Annotated in this window: 17 protein-coding genes; 2 read left to right on the top strand and 15 right to left on the bottom strand. The window is 41.2% G+C overall.

What is annotated here, in order from left to right:
• Positions 1–8: 8 nt before the first annotated feature.
• The 5 genes from LKD41_RS05265 to LKD41_RS05245 form a co-directional block, all read right to left on the bottom strand.
• Positions 9–2,486, bottom strand: a complete 2,478-nt coding sequence (locus LKD41_RS05265) for an ABC transporter permease (RefSeq protein WP_227700622.1) — start codon at positions 2,484–2,486, stop codon at positions 9–11.
• Positions 2,486–3,205, bottom strand: a complete 720-nt coding sequence (locus LKD41_RS05260; RefSeq protein ID WP_227700621.1) for an ABC transporter ATP-binding protein — start codon at positions 3,203–3,205, stop codon at positions 2,486–2,488. The genes LKD41_RS05265 and LKD41_RS05260 overlap by 1 nt, the downstream gene beginning before the upstream one ends.
• A gap of 123 nt (positions 3,206–3,328) precedes the next feature.
• Complete coding sequence (locus LKD41_RS05255) at positions 3,329–4,228, bottom strand: hypothetical protein (RefSeq protein WP_227700620.1); 900 nt, start codon at positions 4,226–4,228, stop codon at positions 3,329–3,331.
• 257 nt (positions 4,229–4,485) lie between these two features.
• Positions 4,486–5,205 (bottom strand): hypothetical protein, encoded by a 720-nt coding sequence (locus LKD41_RS05250; protein WP_331470894.1) that lies wholly within the window; start codon positions 5,203–5,205, stop codon positions 4,486–4,488.
• 45 nt (positions 5,206–5,250) lie between these two features.
• Complete coding sequence (locus LKD41_RS05245) at positions 5,251–6,060, bottom strand: MBL fold metallo-hydrolase (protein WP_227700619.1); 810 nt, start codon at positions 6,058–6,060, stop codon at positions 5,251–5,253.
• Between the two features lie 233 nt (positions 6,061–6,293).
• On the opposite strand from LKD41_RS05245, the gene bioB reads away from it, so the two are divergent.
• Positions 6,294–7,277 carry a biotin synthase BioB gene (gene bioB, locus LKD41_RS05240; RefSeq protein ID WP_022244125.1) on the top strand — a complete coding sequence of 328 codons (984 nt, stop codon included), beginning with the start codon at positions 6,294–6,296 and terminating at the stop codon, positions 7,275–7,277.
• Between the two features lie 110 nt (positions 7,278–7,387).
• Here the strand turns inward: bioB and LKD41_RS05235 are convergent, their stop codons facing one another.
• The 8 genes from LKD41_RS05235 to LKD41_RS05200 form a co-directional block, all read right to left on the bottom strand.
• Positions 7,388–7,600, bottom strand: a complete 213-nt coding sequence (locus LKD41_RS05235) for a FeoA family protein (RefSeq protein ID WP_022244126.1) — start codon at positions 7,598–7,600, stop codon at positions 7,388–7,390.
• Positions 7,601–7,723: 123 nt separating this feature from the next.
• On the bottom strand, positions 7,724–9,319 hold the full coding sequence (locus tag LKD41_RS05230; RefSeq protein ID WP_227700618.1) for a MutS-related protein: 1,596 nt from the start codon (positions 9,317–9,319) through the stop codon (positions 7,724–7,726).
• A 38-nt stretch (positions 9,320–9,357) separates the two neighbouring features.
• Positions 9,358–10,854, bottom strand: a complete 1,497-nt coding sequence (locus tag LKD41_RS05225) for a C69 family dipeptidase (protein WP_227700617.1) — start codon at positions 10,852–10,854, stop codon at positions 9,358–9,360.
• 40 nt (positions 10,855–10,894) lie between these two features.
• Positions 10,895–11,749, bottom strand: a complete 855-nt coding sequence (locus LKD41_RS05220) for a YARHG domain-containing protein (protein ID WP_227700616.1) — start codon at positions 11,747–11,749, stop codon at positions 10,895–10,897.
• 126 nt (positions 11,750–11,875) lie between these two features.
• A complete protein-coding gene (locus LKD41_RS05215) occupies positions 11,876–13,525 on the bottom strand; it encodes a Na+/H+ antiporter NhaC family protein (protein ID WP_227700690.1) in 1,650 nt (549 codons plus the stop codon).
• A 43-nt stretch (positions 13,526–13,568) separates the two neighbouring features.
• Positions 13,569–14,624, bottom strand: coding sequence for a 16S rRNA (cytosine(1402)-N(4))-methyltransferase RsmH (rsmH, locus tag LKD41_RS05210; protein ID WP_022244131.1), 1,056 nt, complete (start codon positions 14,622–14,624; stop codon positions 13,569–13,571).
• Between the two features lie 2 nt (positions 14,625–14,626).
• Positions 14,627–15,226, bottom strand: a complete 600-nt coding sequence (gene thrH, locus LKD41_RS05205; RefSeq protein WP_117841963.1) for a bifunctional phosphoserine phosphatase/homoserine phosphotransferase ThrH — start codon at positions 15,224–15,226, stop codon at positions 14,627–14,629.
• A gap of 100 nt (positions 15,227–15,326) precedes the next feature.
• Complete coding sequence (locus LKD41_RS05200) at positions 15,327–15,701, bottom strand: aminotransferase class I/II-fold pyridoxal phosphate-dependent enzyme (RefSeq protein WP_227700689.1); 375 nt, start codon at positions 15,699–15,701, stop codon at positions 15,327–15,329.
• Here LKD41_RS05200 and LKD41_RS15785 point away from each other — a divergent pair.
• Positions 15,700–16,050, top strand: coding sequence for an AEC family transporter (locus tag LKD41_RS15785; protein WP_331470899.1), 351 nt, complete (start codon positions 15,700–15,702; stop codon positions 16,048–16,050). The two genes, LKD41_RS05200 and LKD41_RS15785, sit on opposite strands and share 2 nt — an antisense overlap.
• Here the strand turns inward: LKD41_RS15785 and LKD41_RS05190 are convergent.
• Together LKD41_RS05190 and LKD41_RS05185 are read right to left on the bottom strand one after the other, a co-directional pair.
• Entirely contained in the window at positions 16,021–16,308 is a 288-nt protein-coding gene (locus LKD41_RS05190) for a hypothetical protein (RefSeq protein ID WP_022244134.1), read from the bottom strand. The genes LKD41_RS15785 and LKD41_RS05190 overlap by 30 nt on opposite strands.
• A 23-nt stretch (positions 16,309–16,331) precedes the next feature.
• Entirely contained in the window at positions 16,332–16,865 is a 534-nt protein-coding gene (locus LKD41_RS05185) for a histidine phosphatase family protein (protein ID WP_227700614.1), read from the bottom strand.
• Positions 16,866–16,946 lie beyond the last annotated feature (81 nt).

Genomic DNA, 16,946 nt, shown 5'->3' with positions numbered 1-16,946 from the left:
ATCTGCTGTTATTCTACGCCTTTTAAGATTTCAACCATATCAAGCTTGCGGATTCGTTTCGAGAACATGAAGCTTACCTGCATGGAAATAATCATAACAAAAATTCCTGCTATCACATAATCCACCGGTGCCAGCATCAGGTTGTAATCAAAATTCTCTCCGTTGGTATTAATCATGGCATTCAGCGAAACATTTCCAAGAGGTGCTCCGATAATAATTCCAATGATACTAAGCCACAGATTCTGCATGCTTAAAATTCTTCTTATCTTAGAGGAACGCAGTCCCAATACCTTTAAGGTTGCAAATTCTTTTACTCTTTCATGAAAGGAAAGTACGCCGGAATTATATAATACGACAACTATCATAAGTATGGAAAATACTGCCATCATACCTACCATCATATTCATGATTTGCATACTGCTTTCATAGGCCGCCTGCATTTCGCTCTTACTGTTTACTCCGGTTACATAATCAAGGTCGGTCTTGTCTTTTGCTGCTTTATCATCCGTCATCAGAAAGCTTGGTATATATTCCGCACCTATTTTCTCATAATCTTCTCTAAGATATGCAATTCCCTGGGACTCAAGGCTCCGGTAAATGGTTCCAACCTTTGCTTCATACCAGGTATTTTTCGTATAAAGATGCCAGTATACGGTATCTCCTACCTTTACATCAAGGTCGGCTGCCAGCTTACGGCTGATGCCGATGGTTCCCGGTGTCAGCTCTTTAATCTGATTATTTAAGTCAAGAATATTATATAAATTCTTTCCTTCTAAAACAGTGATGGTTTCTTTTTTCTTTTCATCGACTGGTGCATTTTTCTTCTTTGCCACTTCCACCTGATTTACCATTACCACTTCGCCGTCCAGTTCCTCTGCCATATCGTCTACAGTTTCTGTCTTGGCATCTTCTGAAAATTTAATCTGGTACTCACCTACGGTTACGCGGTTAAAGTTAATCTCTATCATACTGCCTAAGAGTTCATTACAGCCGACTGCATATATCATCAGCAGCATACCGACTGCCGTTCCGATTACACACATAAAACTTCTTAACTTGGCTCTGGAAATATCCCTGAGATTGTACTGGCTGGTAAAGGAAAGTTTTTTCCAGAATGGCAGTCTCTCAAAAATGCATTTCTTTCCCTTCTTCGGTGCTGCCGGCCGCAATGCTTCTGCCGGCTTAATACGAAGCAGTTTCCTGCAGCTGATATAGGAAGCAAGTACACATACTGCCACAATGCCTGCTGCAATGATAAAATACATCGGATGGAATACAGAATGTAATCCCGGTACGATATACCAGTTTGCAAACATGCCAATGACTGCCGGGCTTCCCCACAAAGTTCCCACTAACAGTCCAAGAACGACTCCAACTACCGAAACAACAAGACTGAAGCTGATATAATGCAGCATGATTTTATGCCGTTTCAAACCAAGGGCATTCATGGTTCCTATCTGGGTACGCTGCTGTTCTACCATTCTCCCCATGGATGTTGCAATTACTAAGATTGCGATTCCCACAAATATAATGACAAATAAATAGGAAAATGACTGATGCTGTTCTAATTCACTGTCTAATCTTGCCAGTCCAGGAATGGATTTTCTATCCACAATGGCAGAATAATCACGGTCAATGCTTTCTGCCAAAGCCTCCTCATGGGCAAGCCCGCCGCCATCGGTGGTTACAATAATCATCTGGGTATATGGCATTATTTTGGCAAGCTTTTCATCGCTGATTTTATCTATCATCTGACCTAACATTTCCTGGGTAATGTCATCTTCTGTAAGTCCTGCCTCTTTTAACTGCTCTACTTTTTCATCTAAAGCAGTGGTATTTTTCTTAACATCCTTCCAGGTGATTTTTCCGGTATCAACCATGTGGTTGATATGATCACGGATTGGGAATGCATCATAAGACATGTATACAATTGCAATATTTTCAAGATACATATCTGCATCTCCGTCAGCTTCACGGAATTCGTATTCTGCACTCTCTACCAATCCTTTTACTTCTCTGGTAAAGGTAATTCCATTGTATTCAATGGTAAAATCATCGCCTACTTTAATATTTCTAAGCTTGGCAAATGCATTGGCAAGCCAGATTCCATCGGTATCCGTCGGGTCAAAAGGTTCTCCCGAAATATAATATGGTGTATCTACAAGGTTTTCACGTTCTAAATAAATATCCACCTGCGCACCATCACAATCCGGTGCACTTCCGGTCACGGACATACGAAGCTGTGCATCTTTTACAAAATCAAGGTTTCTTACGGTATCAAGCTCATCATCGGAAAAGCCTTCTCCATACATCCAGACATCGGAAAGATTACATTCTTTATGGTAATTTTCTCTGGCAACCTTCTGGGATAATACATGTCCCTCAAAGGTACAGAATAATGCCATCGCTAATGCAGCCAGCAGAAATACGGAAAAGAATGCGCCAAAATTCGCCTTGTAATCACGCAGCATTTTGCGAAATAACATTACCACGCCACCTCCTCTACAGCCAGTGGATATTCATTTTCCACAATTTCACGTATTTTTCCGTTTTTCATGCGAATGACTTTGTCTGCACATTTTGCAATATCTGCATTATGGGTTACTAAAATTACAGTATCCTGATTCTCTCTGCTTCGTTTCTGTAACAACTGTAATACAATCACTCCGGTCTCGGAATCCAATGCACCAGTCGGTTCATCGCCAAGAATAATTCTTGGTTTCTTGGACAACGCTCTTGCAATGGAAACACGCTGCTGCTCTCCACCGGAAAGCTGTGCCGGGAATTTATTCTTATGGTCAGCAAGACCTACGGCTTCTAACATTTTGCCCGGGTCTTCCGCATCCTTTACGATACTTTTTGTCAATGCCACATTTTCATATGCGGTAAGACTTGGCAGCAGATTATAGAACTGGAAGATGAATCCAATCTTATCTGCCCGGAAATCGGATAGCTGTTTATCGTTCATGGAAGAGACTATTTCCCCATCAATAATAACCTCTCCCTCTGTTGGCTGATCCATTCCGCCCAACATATTAAGCACGGTTGATTTTCCTGCACCGGACTGTCCTAAAATTACCACGAATTCCCCTTCTTCAATGGTAAAGTTCACATGATTGACCGCATATTGCAGTGCTTCTCCCTCTCCATAGGTACGAACCACATCTTTAAACTCAACAATTGTTTTTTTTGTTTCTTTTTTCATAGTTCCATATTCTCCTTTTTTGCACGAGTTAGTCATGTCTAATCGGAATTATAGCATAAAAATAAGGATAACCAAGTTCCGGTTATCCTCTTGAGAAATATTATCATTAATTTTCAAAAAAATTTATTCTATTAATCCTTTGATTTCATCCACAGATAATCCTGAAATTTCTGCTATCTGCTCCAGAGAAAAGCTACCCATCTGGAGCATCCGGGTTGCTGTTTTAACAGATGCCTGCTTTTCACCACGTTCGATGCCTTGTGCTAAACCTTTCTCTATACCCTGTTCTACCCCTGCCTCAAACTCCGCTTTGCGAAGTTTCTTTTCTTCTTCCACTTTATCATATTCGAAAATACTCATCGCAACTACCTCCGCACGATTCTTTTTCAGGAAATCAGCAAGTATATTCTCCCGGATGCATTCTGTAACCGCTCGTTCCACAGCATCCTCCAACGGAAGCTGCTCTGCATACTTTCTGACTTTCGCCACATACTGCGCATACTCCTTTAATTTTCGGCAATGCTGCATTAATTCGCAATTATGTCCTTCATTGATATTTAATGTTGTCACAATCAGTTCCAATGCCGGTTCTGCTCCGGTATGTAAAAAAGCATCTGACAACCGGCTGATGCAACAGTCCTCTAACGGCTCTATTCCATTATAAAAAACAAAAAAGCCGGGAGTCGGAATCTTTTGGATTGCAGATGAATATAACGATTTCCGGTCGATGAGTTTCTGGTATTCTGCTGCAATATAAAACAAGTCCCGAAGAGGAATATTGGGATTTACTGTAGACTGATGTTCATAAAGATAGAGATTCATGTCTAAAATAAATGCCAGATCATTTTTCATTCCCATATAAATAGCATTTTCCAATGTTACAATTTCCAAGTCATCGGGATTGGTATAATTCCGTTTGTTTACCGCATTATAGAGTGACAGAAGTGACTCCCTGTCTGAAAAAAGCATACGAAAAATCGTATCCTTATAATTGCGGTTTGCTGCTGGTACTTTCTTTGTCATATGTAGTTCCTCCTTTGATTTGCAGGAAGCTGCTACATACTCCTTTTCCTGTAACTTCTCCTGCTTTTTATTTAATAAATGGTATAAAAAGCATAGATAGATACAGAAATGTCATAACGCTTAAGACTGCCAGAATGGAATAATAGAAAATGCTATCTGGATTGTATTTCATGCTTTGGATTATTGTATCACAAAGATTTTGTCCCCAGCAATCCTTTTATGAATATTTTAGATTTCTAAGAATCTCTTAAGTCTCATTAATGGGTCCGTTCATATTCTAAGAATTCTTTTGTCTTAGACCAGTACTTGATTCCCCAGTTTTCAAAATTCCATTCTTCCATATAGGCATTACACTCATAATCCACATAATAGAGGACATTTTGCCACAGGATAAAATTTGTAGGAAAATAATCAATATTTGTATGTGCAGTATATAACTTTGTGCACATTTCTTTTACCTGTTGCAGACAGATTTCCGGCAGTGCGTCCTTTTCCACCTGCTGATAGACAGTGTCTCCCGGAATGTATTCCTTTAAAATGCGTTCCTGTGTCTCATCTATATCAAGCAGCTTTGGCATGGTAATTCCAATTTCCATAAGCCGTTTATAATCCCTTTTTTCAGCCTCTAACTTATTATCAAACTGATAATAACTGCATGGTTCATGGTGAATCTGTTTCAGGACATATTCCTTCTCCCCATCTGTCACAAGATAGGAATAGCCGCCTTTCCCCTTTCCAAACAGTTTTTTCACTTTATATTCTTTTCCGTTTAATGTCATTATCTCTTCTTCCGGCAGCTCCATTTCCGCTCCGATATCCAGTTTCTTTTCATAAGCCAGCTTATCTGCCATACGGATGCTGCGCTGTTTTCCGGTATCATCCACTAGAAGAATCGTAACCATCGGTTCTTCCCCTTCCGGCCGTCCTTCACAGCCGAATTCATCCTCAATAATATCTGTGATTTTGTATTTTTTCATCTGTTGATTCCTTTCCTGTTACTTCCTTTATTTCTTTTGAAATATCTATGCTTCTATTACGAGACCAACTTTTAACTGCTCCTCCATATCGCCTAACTCCTGCTGTAGAATCCGAAAAGCTCTTCCTCCCGTACAGTGACCGGTATAAATCTTTTTTACACCGGTTGCCTTTATTTTTTCTGCCAACTGCCGAATTTCAGTTTCCCCCTTTTGAAAAATGTGGAAGCCACCAATCATCATTTTTGCCGGCTTTTCAAACAGTTTGCTGACCTCATTTATAATATTGTCTGCGCCACCATGCGAACAGCTGTTAAAAATAATAAGACCATCCTCTTCCTCTATTACAAGACTTTGTTCATGGGCGAAATCGTCCGGTCGCCAACGTCTGCCGTCTCTGATATACATTTTATTGGCGGCTCCGATTGTCTCAAGACCTTTTGTCGTATGGGGAATCAGATATACATTTTCATAAAGTTTGTACTTTCCGGTCACATATTCAATTCTATCCTTCTGTCTGGTTAAGATATGTTTTGGAATTCCAATATATTTATGAATAAACCACTTCTTAAAATAACAGTTTTCACCGGTTCCCTTTTGAAGATAAAATTTCGCATTCTCATTTTCTTCAAAAAATGCCTGCATCCCATTTGCATGGTCATAATGGGCATGGGACAATACCCCATAATCCACTGCCCCGATATCCTTTTCCAATGCTTTTGCATTTACCAGAAAACGGTTTGATGCACCCGTATCAAGCAGTATATTTTTTCCTGCCTGTTCGATATAAATGCTCAACCCCCATTCTCCAGTTGCAATTTCCGTTCCTATATTATCTACTAATACAGTTGCTTTCAAATTGAATCCCCCTTTTCTTATCTCATTACTTTTCATTATACCAATTTCCACTATTTCTACAATCATATCCTGGCAGCTTTCTTCCTGCAATTTTCTTCATGCATCTATCATCCATTGTAGTTTCTCCTGTTTCTCGTATTGTTAACTCATATCTTATTTCAGGTTGACATTCAGTTAATTTTTGTTTATCATAAAGAACTGTAAAATTCACACAGATACAAAGGAGACAAACCATGGATGCACTGACACTGGCACAGGAAATTATTGACGGACGACGCATTACGAGAGAGGATGATTTATCCTTTTTTCTTACCTGCGATTTAAAGGAATTATGCGAAGGAGCCGACAAAATCCGTGCTGCAAGAATCGGAGATAAAGTAGATTTATGTTCTATCATAAACGGACGAAGCGGACGCTGTCCGGAAGACTGTAAATATTGTGCCCAGTCTGCACATAACCATACCAACTGTGAAGTATATGACTTCCTGCCGGAAGAAGATATTATCAAAGCCTGCAAAATGAACGAAAGCGAAGGCGTTGACCGATTTTCTATCGTAACTGCAGGAAAAGCGCTGACCGGTCCGGAGTTTGAAAAAGCCATTCACGCCTTTGAATCCATGCATCGGGAATGCAAAATCGATTTATGTGCTTCCATGGGATTTTTAGATGAGGAACAACTGCACCGCCTTCATGAGGCAGGCGTTACCAGCTATCATCATAATATAGAAACATCACGCCGGAATTTTCCAAATATCTGCACCACCCATACCTACGATATGAAAATTGAAACTTTAAAGAAAGTAAAAGCGGAAGGCATGTGCGCCTGCTCCGGTGGTATTATCGGAATGGGTGAAACCTGGGAAGACCGTCTGGATATGGCAGTAAGTTTAGCTGAACTGGGAATTGATTCTATTCCAATCAATGCTTTAATGCCAATCCCGGGAACTCCATTAGAAAATCTGCCGCAGTTAAGTGAAGATGATATTCTGCGTACCATCGCATTCTTCCGTTATATCAATCCGGATGCAAATATCCGTCTGGCTGCCGGCCGTGCACTGCTTACCAACGATGGTGAAACTGCTTTTCAGGCTGGTGCATCTGCAACCATTACCGGAAATATGCTGACTACCGTTGCCTGCGCTACCATAAGAAGTGACCGGAAATTGTTAGAAGATTTAGGCAGGGATGTAACTCCGGATTACTGGAAAGAAGCATAATAGATTCTTATGGACCTTTGATAGAAAAAAGGAAGCCGTTCCATCGGAACTGCTTCCCTTTTTTTATGCGGATAACCCACAAAATATTTTCCCGCGTTTATACGATTTTCCTACACCTGTATTCGGTCTGCAATTTCATTTCCCATTGCAAATCTGCTGTCTTTTGCCCCAATAATTACACAGTCACGCATTTTCTGGATGAGCTGTATGCGTTCCCCCTCATCTACAGAGTGGCTATGCAAGAAATCAAGCACTTCCGGCTGACCAAACATCCACTGAATGGTATAGGTTTCACCTGGTGTTGCTTTTGACAATGCCTGCATAGAAATTCCTCCTTTTCTCCTATTGTAGTTTTCACCTGCCCTGTTAGTCAATTGCTATCTTAGTTGCAATCTTCCAACAAATAGTATACGTATATAACAGGAGTAAGATACGGATTTTCTCTTTTATCTTTTTAAAATATCTTCCAAATCCAGACCATAACGTTTGGCAATATCTCTTGCATAACTTAAGCCATCCGGTGTCGTCCGGATGACCCGGTAACTCCGGGTACCCTCTTCTTTACTTTCCATCATTGCCACCAGATTATCGATTTTGCCTTTATTCTCCGGATGCTCATTATAGGTATCCAGCTGTTGTGTCAAATCATGAATATGGGTCACATAAAGGCCACAGCAGCCGATAATTCCGATTCCGGTCAGCACCTCTGATGCTATGTAGCCTGCCTCAAGTCCACTGGTACTGGAAAAAGATTCATCCATCAACAGCATATCCGTATCTGACAGTTGTTTCATGATTTCACTCAGTCTTACACACTCACTTTCCAGTCTGCCCATTCCATAATTATTCTCATCAGAGGATGGAAAATGTGTAAATATTCCAGACACCGGACTCATTACCGCCTCTTCTGCCGGAACAAACAGCCCCAGTTGGAATAACGCCTGCGCCATTCCGATGGAATAGGCAAAAATAGATTTCCCTCCGTGATTTGGGCCGGTTATCAGATAGAATCTTCCTTTTTCATCCAGCTCAAAGGAATTAGACACAATTGTTTCCTCTACGGAATTCACTGCCAGCATGGGATTGTATACATGCTTTAACTCACAGCGTTTCTCCTGCATGGATGCAATCTTCGGTCTGCACATGGCAAATCCCTTTTCTTTCATGGAACGGATAAATTTTACTCCGGCAGTCAGAAAACGGATATCATCCAATAAAGCAATAAACATATTTGTATTAATGTGATAATAATTCTGCACCAGCGGTTCAAACTCCCTCAGCGGCTTTGCAAAAATAGTCTGCAAAGCTGCATTCATGGAATAGTCTATAGCATCCTGTTCATCATTGTGCAGCACCCGGCTCAGTGGATAGAGTGCCGACATCAGATGCCATTTATCTTTTTTCCCTTTTTTCAAAAGCCGGTCCATGATAGTTCCTGGATGGAACTGCTCCTCATTGACAGAAATCAGTCCGGCTTCTTTCGGTCTTAAATTGCCATCAAGATTAATACCTACGGTTACGCTTTTGATATGCCCGAAGTTCAGTTCCATTTTCGGAAGTTCCTCATTCAGGCTCTGGTACTCGCTGCTTGCTACGATTGAGTGAATTTCTTTTTTGAAATTCTGCATACCTTCCGAATGAATCTCTGCTTTTTCCAATGCATCCGCAAACAGATTTACAATTTCCTGATACATTTCAAGATATCGCACCGAACGCAGGGCTGAATCCGTCGTAAAATCACTGTTTAATACTCTTCGCATATCATTGATATTATAAATAATGGATACCGCCTTGCAAAATGCCTCGTAAAGTGATGGATTTTCCACCAGATCTTCTACTACGCCCAGACGATACTCTAATACCCGCTCATCTGTAGAGAAGAAATTTTCCAGTGAAAGGTCTGCCACTCCCCGGTAACTTTCCTTAATCAGTATTACCATAGCATCAATTTTTAATGCGTGGATAAATTTATAATCCTTCATGGGAACGGCTTTGTTCCGGTCATAATCCGGTGGATATAATAAATGAAAATCTGTCTGCATTCCACTTACGCTCCTTTTCTCTATTGTGTCCTTCTCTGTCATGCATCTGAGCGTGAATATGCATTTTTCATCTGGCTGCTTAATTCAAACAGCACTTTATCCAAAGTATCCTGTGTCTCTTTCTTAAGCATTTCTGCTATCGCATTATTTGCCTGCTGCATCAGTTTCTGTCTGTTTGCTGCGTCCTTTTCTTCTGCCAGAAGTGCATCATAGGTATGCAGCAGTTCCCGCCCTTTTGCCATCACATGCATCTGGTAGCGTTCGATGTGAAAAAGGGATCTGTGATAAGAGGCATCTGCCATAGCTGCAATCATACGGCTTGCCCAGTAGAAATTATCTGTAGAAACTTCTCCGGTGGTATTGGATACATATTCCGGCGTTGTCTCCACTTCACCGTAAAACGGAACCAGCACATTAAATACATTTGATGCAAATGCTACCCACTGTATGATGTTTCCTGTATTTTCGGTAATGTCCGCCTGCTCCGGCCGCATTTCAATCACAGAAAGAAAATCATTCCGGTTAACTCCAATGGAACGGAATGCGCCTTTCATGGATTTTTCCCCATAAGAACCATATGGGTCATACGGTGTTCCCTGAAAATGTGCGGATAATACATATTTTACATCTTCGATTGTTACCTTTTTCTCCGGTTTCAAGCACCATGGAATATCATCGGATGCCGGCGTATAATCAGCCTGCTCCCCATCCCATTTATAGGTATGTGGGTTGAGATAACGCTCCATAAACCAGGCTCTTGGTGTATTGTATACATGATCGGAATCATCATGGGAACCAAATGCATCTCTTGGATTTAAGCTGCCATCCAAAGAAAGATTCAGATGATTTTCCTCAATAAATTCCCGCAAATCCTTTGAGCACATATAGTCCTTCTGTGTAGTAAGGGCATCCTCTAAATCAAAGGTATCAAGTCCCAGCTGGTTTGGCATTACCACATAGACATCATCCGGCACTCTTCCTGCCATCCAGTGATGTCCGCCAATGGTCTCAAGCCACCAGATTTCATCCTTATCCTGAAATGCAATTCCATTCATCTCATAGGTTCCATACTGCTCCAACAAACTGCCCAGGCGAATGACACCCTCTCTTGCACTGTGAATGTACGGAAGCACAATGTATACAATATCCTCTTCTCCAATGCCGCCGATAATCTCTTCCCTGCCATTTTCTGCCGGATGGTAGGTCACCAGAGGATCTGCTCCTAAGACGCGGGGATTGGAAGTTATGGTCTCTGTTGCAGTCATGGCAACCTTTGCCTCATTGACTCCACAGGCAGCCCAGACACCTTCCCCGTCTACCGCATTCGGCATTGCCGTGTAACGCATCGGATGCTCCGGCAATTCTATTTTCACATGAGATAATACAGACTGATAGATTGTCGGCTGTTCTTCCGGATGAATTACCACATATTTCTTAGGTGTAAAATGTCCGGCACCGGAATCATCATTTCGTGCAATTATGGTTGCTCCATTATAAGAAGCTTTTTTCCCTACTAAAATAGTTGTACATGGCATATCTGTTCTACCCCTTTTCCTGTTTCATTGAATGTTATTTCTAACGATAGCCCATCTTCGTCTCATAATTTACGATGGTATCCTCATTGGTTCTCTCTATTTCCGATAACATATCTTCTTTGAAATCGTCCGGTTCAATGGTTCCGTTGTACCAGGATTTTCCATTGAAATATTCCTGTAGTCCTTCATCTAAGAATTTTCTTCCATGTCTTGCATAGATTTCATTTCTGGCAATCCGAAGGTCCTCCTGGGTCAGATTCTCCAAATCAGCTTCCGTTAATAATCGGCTGGCACTCTCCGGAAGAATATATTCTGCTTCCTCTTCTCCAACTGCTCCGTCTGTTCCCATGTCCTCATTTCCGGTTGTATCTTCTTTATTTATTACTTCGGAAGTTTTCTCAGATGCTTCCTGCTGTCCGCTTACATCTTTCCTATCTGTCTGCTCTGTAGACATTTCCGTCTCTGTGGTCTGCTCCGTTGTAACCACCGGCTTATCGGTAATATCATCCTGCTTTGCCGGCTGATTGCCCTTGATAAATAACAATACTATAATTGCAATCAGAATAATAATAAGAACTGCTGCACCGATTAATAAATATACCATGGCACCGGAGCCGGATTTCTTCTCAGTTTCATTCTTATTTTTATTTGATACTTTTTTACTGTTCTTTGTTTTTGTTACTTTCTCATTCTTTTTTTGTTGTGGCTGTGGTGCTGGGCTTGCCTGTCTTACCGGGGTCTGCTGCTGTGTCGGTTCCTGCTGTGGTACTGAAGCTCTCTGCGGTGTCGGATTTGGCTGGATTGCTCCTGGCTGAAAAGCTTCTACTTTCGTTCCGCATTTGGTACAGAATTTTGCATTTACCGGTAATTCATTTCCACATTTTGTACAAAACATTTTTTTCCTCTTTTCTGCTATTTTATGTTTCTTTTGTTTCAAATTTTCAAATTATTTTTATTATAGATTCTATTGTACAAAAATGCGGGACACCAATTCCGTATCCCGCATTATCTTTTTTATCTTTTAAATTTCTTCCCGTCCTGTTCTGGAACGAATTACGAATAATACGCCAATTAATACCACGATACAAACCGGAAGTGCCAGCCATGAAATTCCTGCCAGTCCTGCTGCCTGCAGGATACCAATCAGGAAATAGCCCAGTAAGCAGACTGCTGCAACTGTCAATGCATACGGAAGCTGGGTTGCTACATGGTTAACATGCTCACAGTGGCCACCGGCAGATGCCATAATTGTGGTATCTGAAATCGGTGAGCAATGGTCTCCACAAACTGCTCCTGCCAGACAGGACGCAATGGAGATTACCATCATCTGTCCGCTTGGGAATACACCAAGGACAATCGGAATCAGAATACTGAAGGTTCCCCAGGAGGTTCCGGTTGCAAATGCTAAGAATGCAGCTACCAGGAAAATAATCATTGGCAGGAAGCCCTGCATTGCATTTGCTGAATTTGCTACCAGATCAGCCACGAATACTTTTGCTCCTAAGAGATTGGTCATTCCGGATAAGGTCCATGCCATAGTCAGAATCAGAATCGGAGCAATCATCGCCTTAAATCCTTCCGGAATACATTCGGTAAATTCCTTAAAGGATAAAACATCACGCAACATGTAATAGATAAAAGTAAATACAAGTGTTACTGCGCCGCCAAGAACCAGTCCGACGGAAGCATCACAGCCAGAGAATGCCTCTACAAAGGAAGTTCCGCTGAAGAAGCCACCGGTATAAATCATGGCTACGATACAGCTTACAATCAAAACAGCTACCGGAAGAATCAAATCCAGTACGTGCGAGTTTTCTTTTACAACTTCCTCTTCATTATCTTCATACGGTCTTCCCGGTGTGGTAAACAAATCACCTTTGATTGCATTCATTTCATGGGTTTTCATCGGTCCGAAATCCACGCGCAAAAGAGTAATTCCAATTAACATTACCAATGTCAGCAATGCATATAAGTTATATGGAATTGTCTGGATAAATACCGCAAATCCATTGATTCCGGAATCTGCCGGAACAGAAGAAGTAACTGCTGCTGCCCAGGAGCTGATTGGTGCGATAATACATACCGGTGCTGCCGTTGCATCAATAATATAAGATAATTTTGCACGGGACACCTTGTGACGGTCTGTGACCGGACGCATTACACTTCCTACGGTCAGACAGTTAAAATAATCATCCACGAAAATCAATACACCAAGAATCATAACAGAAATCTGTGCTCCGATTCTGGTTTTAATATGCCGGGATGCCCACTTTCCAAATGCGGCAGAACCACCTGCCCGGTTAAGAAGGGATACCAAAATGCCAAGCATGACAAGGAATACTAAAATTCCCACATTTCCTGCATCTGACAGTTTGTATATCATACCACCTTCTTCCTGGAATAAAATGGTATTTAACATTAATTCAAGGTTAAAATTGGAATACAGTAAACCACCTACAATAATTCCTGCCAGAAGTGAGGTATAAACCTCTTTGGTAATCAATGCCAGTCCGATTGCAATAACCGGCGGAAGCAATGCTAAAAATGTCGCATAAGTTTTGCACTGATAGCTGTCAGCATCAGCAATTGTTCCCGGTGTCTGGCTTGTTACGACCATAAGTATCACAATAATCGCAATAAATACCAGCATACCAATCTGTTTTCTTTTCATTTTCACTGTTTTCGTCTCCATCTCATTGTATTTTCAAAATAATCTACTCTGCCTTAATTGCCCAGCGCATCTTAGTAGAACGTGCCCGTCCGTTCTGTGCACACTCCTGTGCAGATGGGCGGATTACATCTTTGGCATAATCGGCATAAATGCCTGCCCGATAGCCTTCTTTTAATGCTTTCTTTACTAACTTGTCTTCGCCGGAATGGAAAGTTAAAATTGCGGCTCTTCCGCCCGGTTTCAATGCATCCGGCAGTTTCTCCATGAATTCATACAGCACTTCAAATTCACGGTTCACATCAATACGAAGTGCCTGGAAGGTTCGCTGGCAGGTCTTTTTTATCGTATCCTTCTTCTCTTTTTCCGGTAGAAAATCAAGCGTCTTTTCAATGATATTCCTTAACTTTGTGGTGGTATCAATCCGGTTGCCTTTTCGAATCTCATCGGTAATCGCTTTTGCCAGTTCTTCACAGTATGGCTCATCCGAATTTTCATAAAGCATTCCCGCCAGTTCATCCTTTGTAATGGCAGCCAGGCGTTCTGCTGCACTGATTCCGGCTTCCTGGTTCAGCCGTAAATCCAGTGGACCATCCACTTTAAAAGAAAATCCACGCTTCGGATTATCAATCTGCATGGAAGATACGCCTAGATCTGCAAGAATAAAATCAAATCCGCCGGCTTCTTTTGCAATTTCATCTATCGTACAGAAATTCTGTAATCGTATTGTCAGAATATCTTCTCCAAAACCGGCCTCTTCTAACCGCTTTCTTGTCCTGGCTGATTCCTCTGGGTCTACATCCGTTGCATAGATGTGTCCCTGCCCTTTTAAGCACTGCAGCATGGCTTTCGTATGACCGCCATATCCCAAGGTCGCATCAAAGCCTGTTTCTCCCGGCTGGATTTTTAAGAAATCCAGAATTTCATTTACCATTATGGAAATATGCATTCCGGCAGGTGTGTTTCCTTTTTTTATTACATGCTCAATCGTATCTTTATATTTTTCCGGCTGAAGTTCTTTATATTTTTCTTCAAATTTCTTCGGATATTTTCCACTGTAACGCACCCTGCGTTTGTGGGTTGTCTGGTTTTCCTCTGCCATAATTAAAGAGCCTTCTTGATTGCTTCCATTAACTCATCATAAGTCTCAAATGCAGGCAGTTCCGGATGGTCTTTCTTAATCTGCTCGGTGCTGCGGAATAAGAATCCTGCTTTACTTGCCTCAATCATTCCAAGGTCATTGTGGCTGTCTCCGCTGGCAATCGTCTCATAACCAATGGACTGTAATGCTTTTACTGTAGTCAGCTTGGAATTTTCAATTCTCATCTTAAATCCGGTAATCTCACCGTCCTCTGCCACTTCCAGAGAATTACAGAAAATGGTAGGCCAGCCTAATTTCTTCATCAGAGGTCCTGCAAACTGGGTAAAGGTATCACTGATGATGATAACCTGTGTCATGGAACGAAGTTCATCTAAGAACTCTTTTGCTCCCGGCATCGGGTCAATTTTTGCGATGGTTTCCTGAATTTCTTTTAATCCAAGTCCATGTTCTTTTAAGATGCCAAGTCTCCATTTCATCAATTTATTGTAATCCGGTTCGTCTCTTGTAGTTCTCTTTAATTCAGGGATTCCGCTTGCTTCTGCAAATGCAATCCAGATTTCCGGTACCAATACTCCTTCCAGATCAAGGCATACAATGTTCATGTCCATAATTAATCCTCCATACAAACATATTTAATTCAACAAATTACTTCCCTAAAGTATACCTTATTATGAATAAAAGTACAAGAAAGAACCTCATTTTTCAGAAAGCCAAAGCTTTTCTCATAGCCAATATGTGACAAGCTATGTTAATCTTACCAGAGGTATCGGTACACCATACAAACATTCCGCCATCCGGCTCAATACACTTTATCTCCTTTGGAAGCTTTTCCCTGATTAATTTGCACATATATTCGCTCTTTTTCGCATAGAAAGCGGATACCTCTGCAATATGTTTCTTAATATTATAATTCTTATAATACTCATAAACAATCATCTGTACAAGAATATTTGTATGTACATCGGTAAACTGTTTTAACAGTGTTCCACGTTCTATAATCTTCTTGTTGGCAATCATAAATCCCACACGAAGCCCCGGTGCCACAACCTTGGAAAAGCTGCCGGAATAACATACAATTACCTCTGTTGGAAATGTAAGCTTCAGTCTTGCGCTGATTTTCCTGGGTGCAACTCTTTCTTATATTTCCTTAAAGAATCTCGACTTTATTTATGATTATTTCTTTCTGGTAATTGTCAAAATGATTCTGATTCCGGCTGGTGTTGCAGCCGTGGTATCACATTTCCTTACTCCGACCGAAACAACCATTCTTACCCTGATGGCATGTATGCCAGCCATGTCCGCCATTCCGATGATGGCAGAAAACTACCATTCCGATGCGGAATTTGCTTCTAAGACCTGCTTTGTCATGACACTTTGCTCCGTCTTTACGATTCCGCTAGTCTTCTTCCTCAAAACCATGCTGTAGGAATTCATTCCATGCAGCATTGGTTTTTTCTAATTCTTTTTTCTGCATAATCGCATTCCGGTCACTTAAAATGGCAAGCATTTCATCTACAATTTCACCCTCCGGCAGATATTCATAGTGTGATAAATACCATAACATCCTCTGTGCCGTAAAATCCGTATTCAGATTCCGGGTAATGACATCACAGAATTCTTCCGGATACCCCCGCTCTGTCATGATATGATAAAGCTCTATACTCTTTTCCGACTTCGGTTTCATTTTTCATTCCTGCCCTTCGTCTCTTAGAATTCATATTTTAATATGGCACAATTCTTCACGCCAAATGCAGCATATTCTTCATTGGTCATTTCATAAAAATAGGACTGCACAACTCTTGATATGCCATTGTGTGCCACCAGAATATAAGTCTTATCGGAAGCTGTTACTTCATCCAGAAGATTGTAAATTCTCTGTGCCAGATGCAGCATGGATTCTCCGCCGTCATAGCGGGTGATAAACTGTCCCTTTGCAATCTTAAATTCTGTTCCATCCCGCGGTGTGGATTCAAATCTGCCAAAGTTCTGCTCCTTTAAACGAAGCTCTTCCCTTGCCGGAATTCCGGTAATTTCTGAAATATGCAATGCAGTATCTTTTGCCCGGATTAATGGGGAATATAATATTTCATCCGCCTTTATGCCTTCTTCTAATATTTTCTTTCCGGTCTCAATTGCCTGCTTATGTCCAAGCTCAGTCAGTGCAATATCTGTTGCACCACATATCCTATTTTCTACATTCCATATGGTCTGTCCGTGCCGGACAAAATATACGCATCCCATACTGTTTTCTCCCTTAATGCCTTATTTATGTTCTTCGTCATTTTAGCGGTTCACCGGAAAAATGTCAATTTTCATATGTTT

It is taken from the genome of Roseburia sp. CLA-AA-H209 (assembly GCF_020687575.1).
Lineage (GTDB): Bacteria > Bacillota > Clostridia > Lachnospirales > Lachnospiraceae > Roseburia_C > Roseburia_C amylophila.
This window is presented reverse-complemented; position numbering and strand designations above follow the sequence as displayed.

What these genes read in the sequence shown, in the direction of transcription:
- thrH (WP_117841963.1), bottom strand. Translation starts at nt 15,226, where the DNA reads ATGAACATTGTATGCCTTGATCTGGAAGGAGTATTGGTACCGGAAATC.
- bioB (WP_022244125.1), top strand. Translation starts at nt 6,294, where the DNA reads ATGGATGCACTGACACTGGCACAGGAAATTATTGACGGACGACGCATT.
- LKD41_RS05185 (WP_227700614.1), bottom strand. Translation starts at nt 16,865, where the DNA reads ATGGGATGCGTATATTTTGTCCGGCACGGACAGACCATATGGAATGTA.
- LKD41_RS05250 (WP_331470894.1), bottom strand. Translation starts at nt 5,205, where the DNA reads ATGAAAAAATACAAAATCACAGATATTATTGAGGATGAATTCGGCTGT.
- LKD41_RS05260 (WP_227700621.1), bottom strand. Translation starts at nt 3,205, where the DNA reads ATGAAAAAAGAAACAAAAAAAACAATTGTTGAGTTTAAAGATGTGGTT.
- LKD41_RS05220 (WP_227700616.1), bottom strand. Translation starts at nt 11,749, where the DNA reads ATGTTTTGTACAAAATGTGGAAATGAATTACCGGTAAATGCAAAATTC.
- LKD41_RS05225 (WP_227700617.1), bottom strand. Translation starts at nt 10,854, where the DNA reads ATGCCATGTACAACTATTTTAGTAGGGAAAAAAGCTTCTTATAATGGA.
- LKD41_RS05190 (WP_022244134.1), bottom strand. Translation starts at nt 16,308, where the DNA reads ATGAAACCGAAGTCGGAAAAGAGTATAGAGCTTTATCATATCATGACA.
- rsmH (WP_022244131.1), bottom strand. Translation starts at nt 14,624, where the DNA reads ATGGCAGAGGAAAACCAGACAACCCACAAACGCAGGGTGCGTTACAGT.
- LKD41_RS05255 (WP_227700620.1), bottom strand. Translation starts at nt 4,228, where the DNA reads ATGACAAAGAAAGTACCAGCAGCAAACCGCAATTATAAGGATACGATT.
- LKD41_RS05230 (WP_227700618.1), bottom strand. Translation starts at nt 9,319, where the DNA reads ATGCAGACAGATTTTCATTTATTATATCCACCGGATTATGACCGGAAC.
- LKD41_RS05235 (WP_022244126.1), bottom strand. Translation starts at nt 7,600, where the DNA reads ATGCAGGCATTGTCAAAAGCAACACCAGGTGAAACCTATACCATTCAG.
- LKD41_RS05265 (WP_227700622.1), bottom strand. Translation starts at nt 2,486, where the DNA reads ATGTTATTTCGCAAAATGCTGCGTGATTACAAGGCGAATTTTGGCGCA.
- LKD41_RS05215 (WP_227700690.1), bottom strand. Translation starts at nt 13,525, where the DNA reads ATGAAAAGAAAACAGATTGGTATGCTGGTATTTATTGCGATTATTGTG.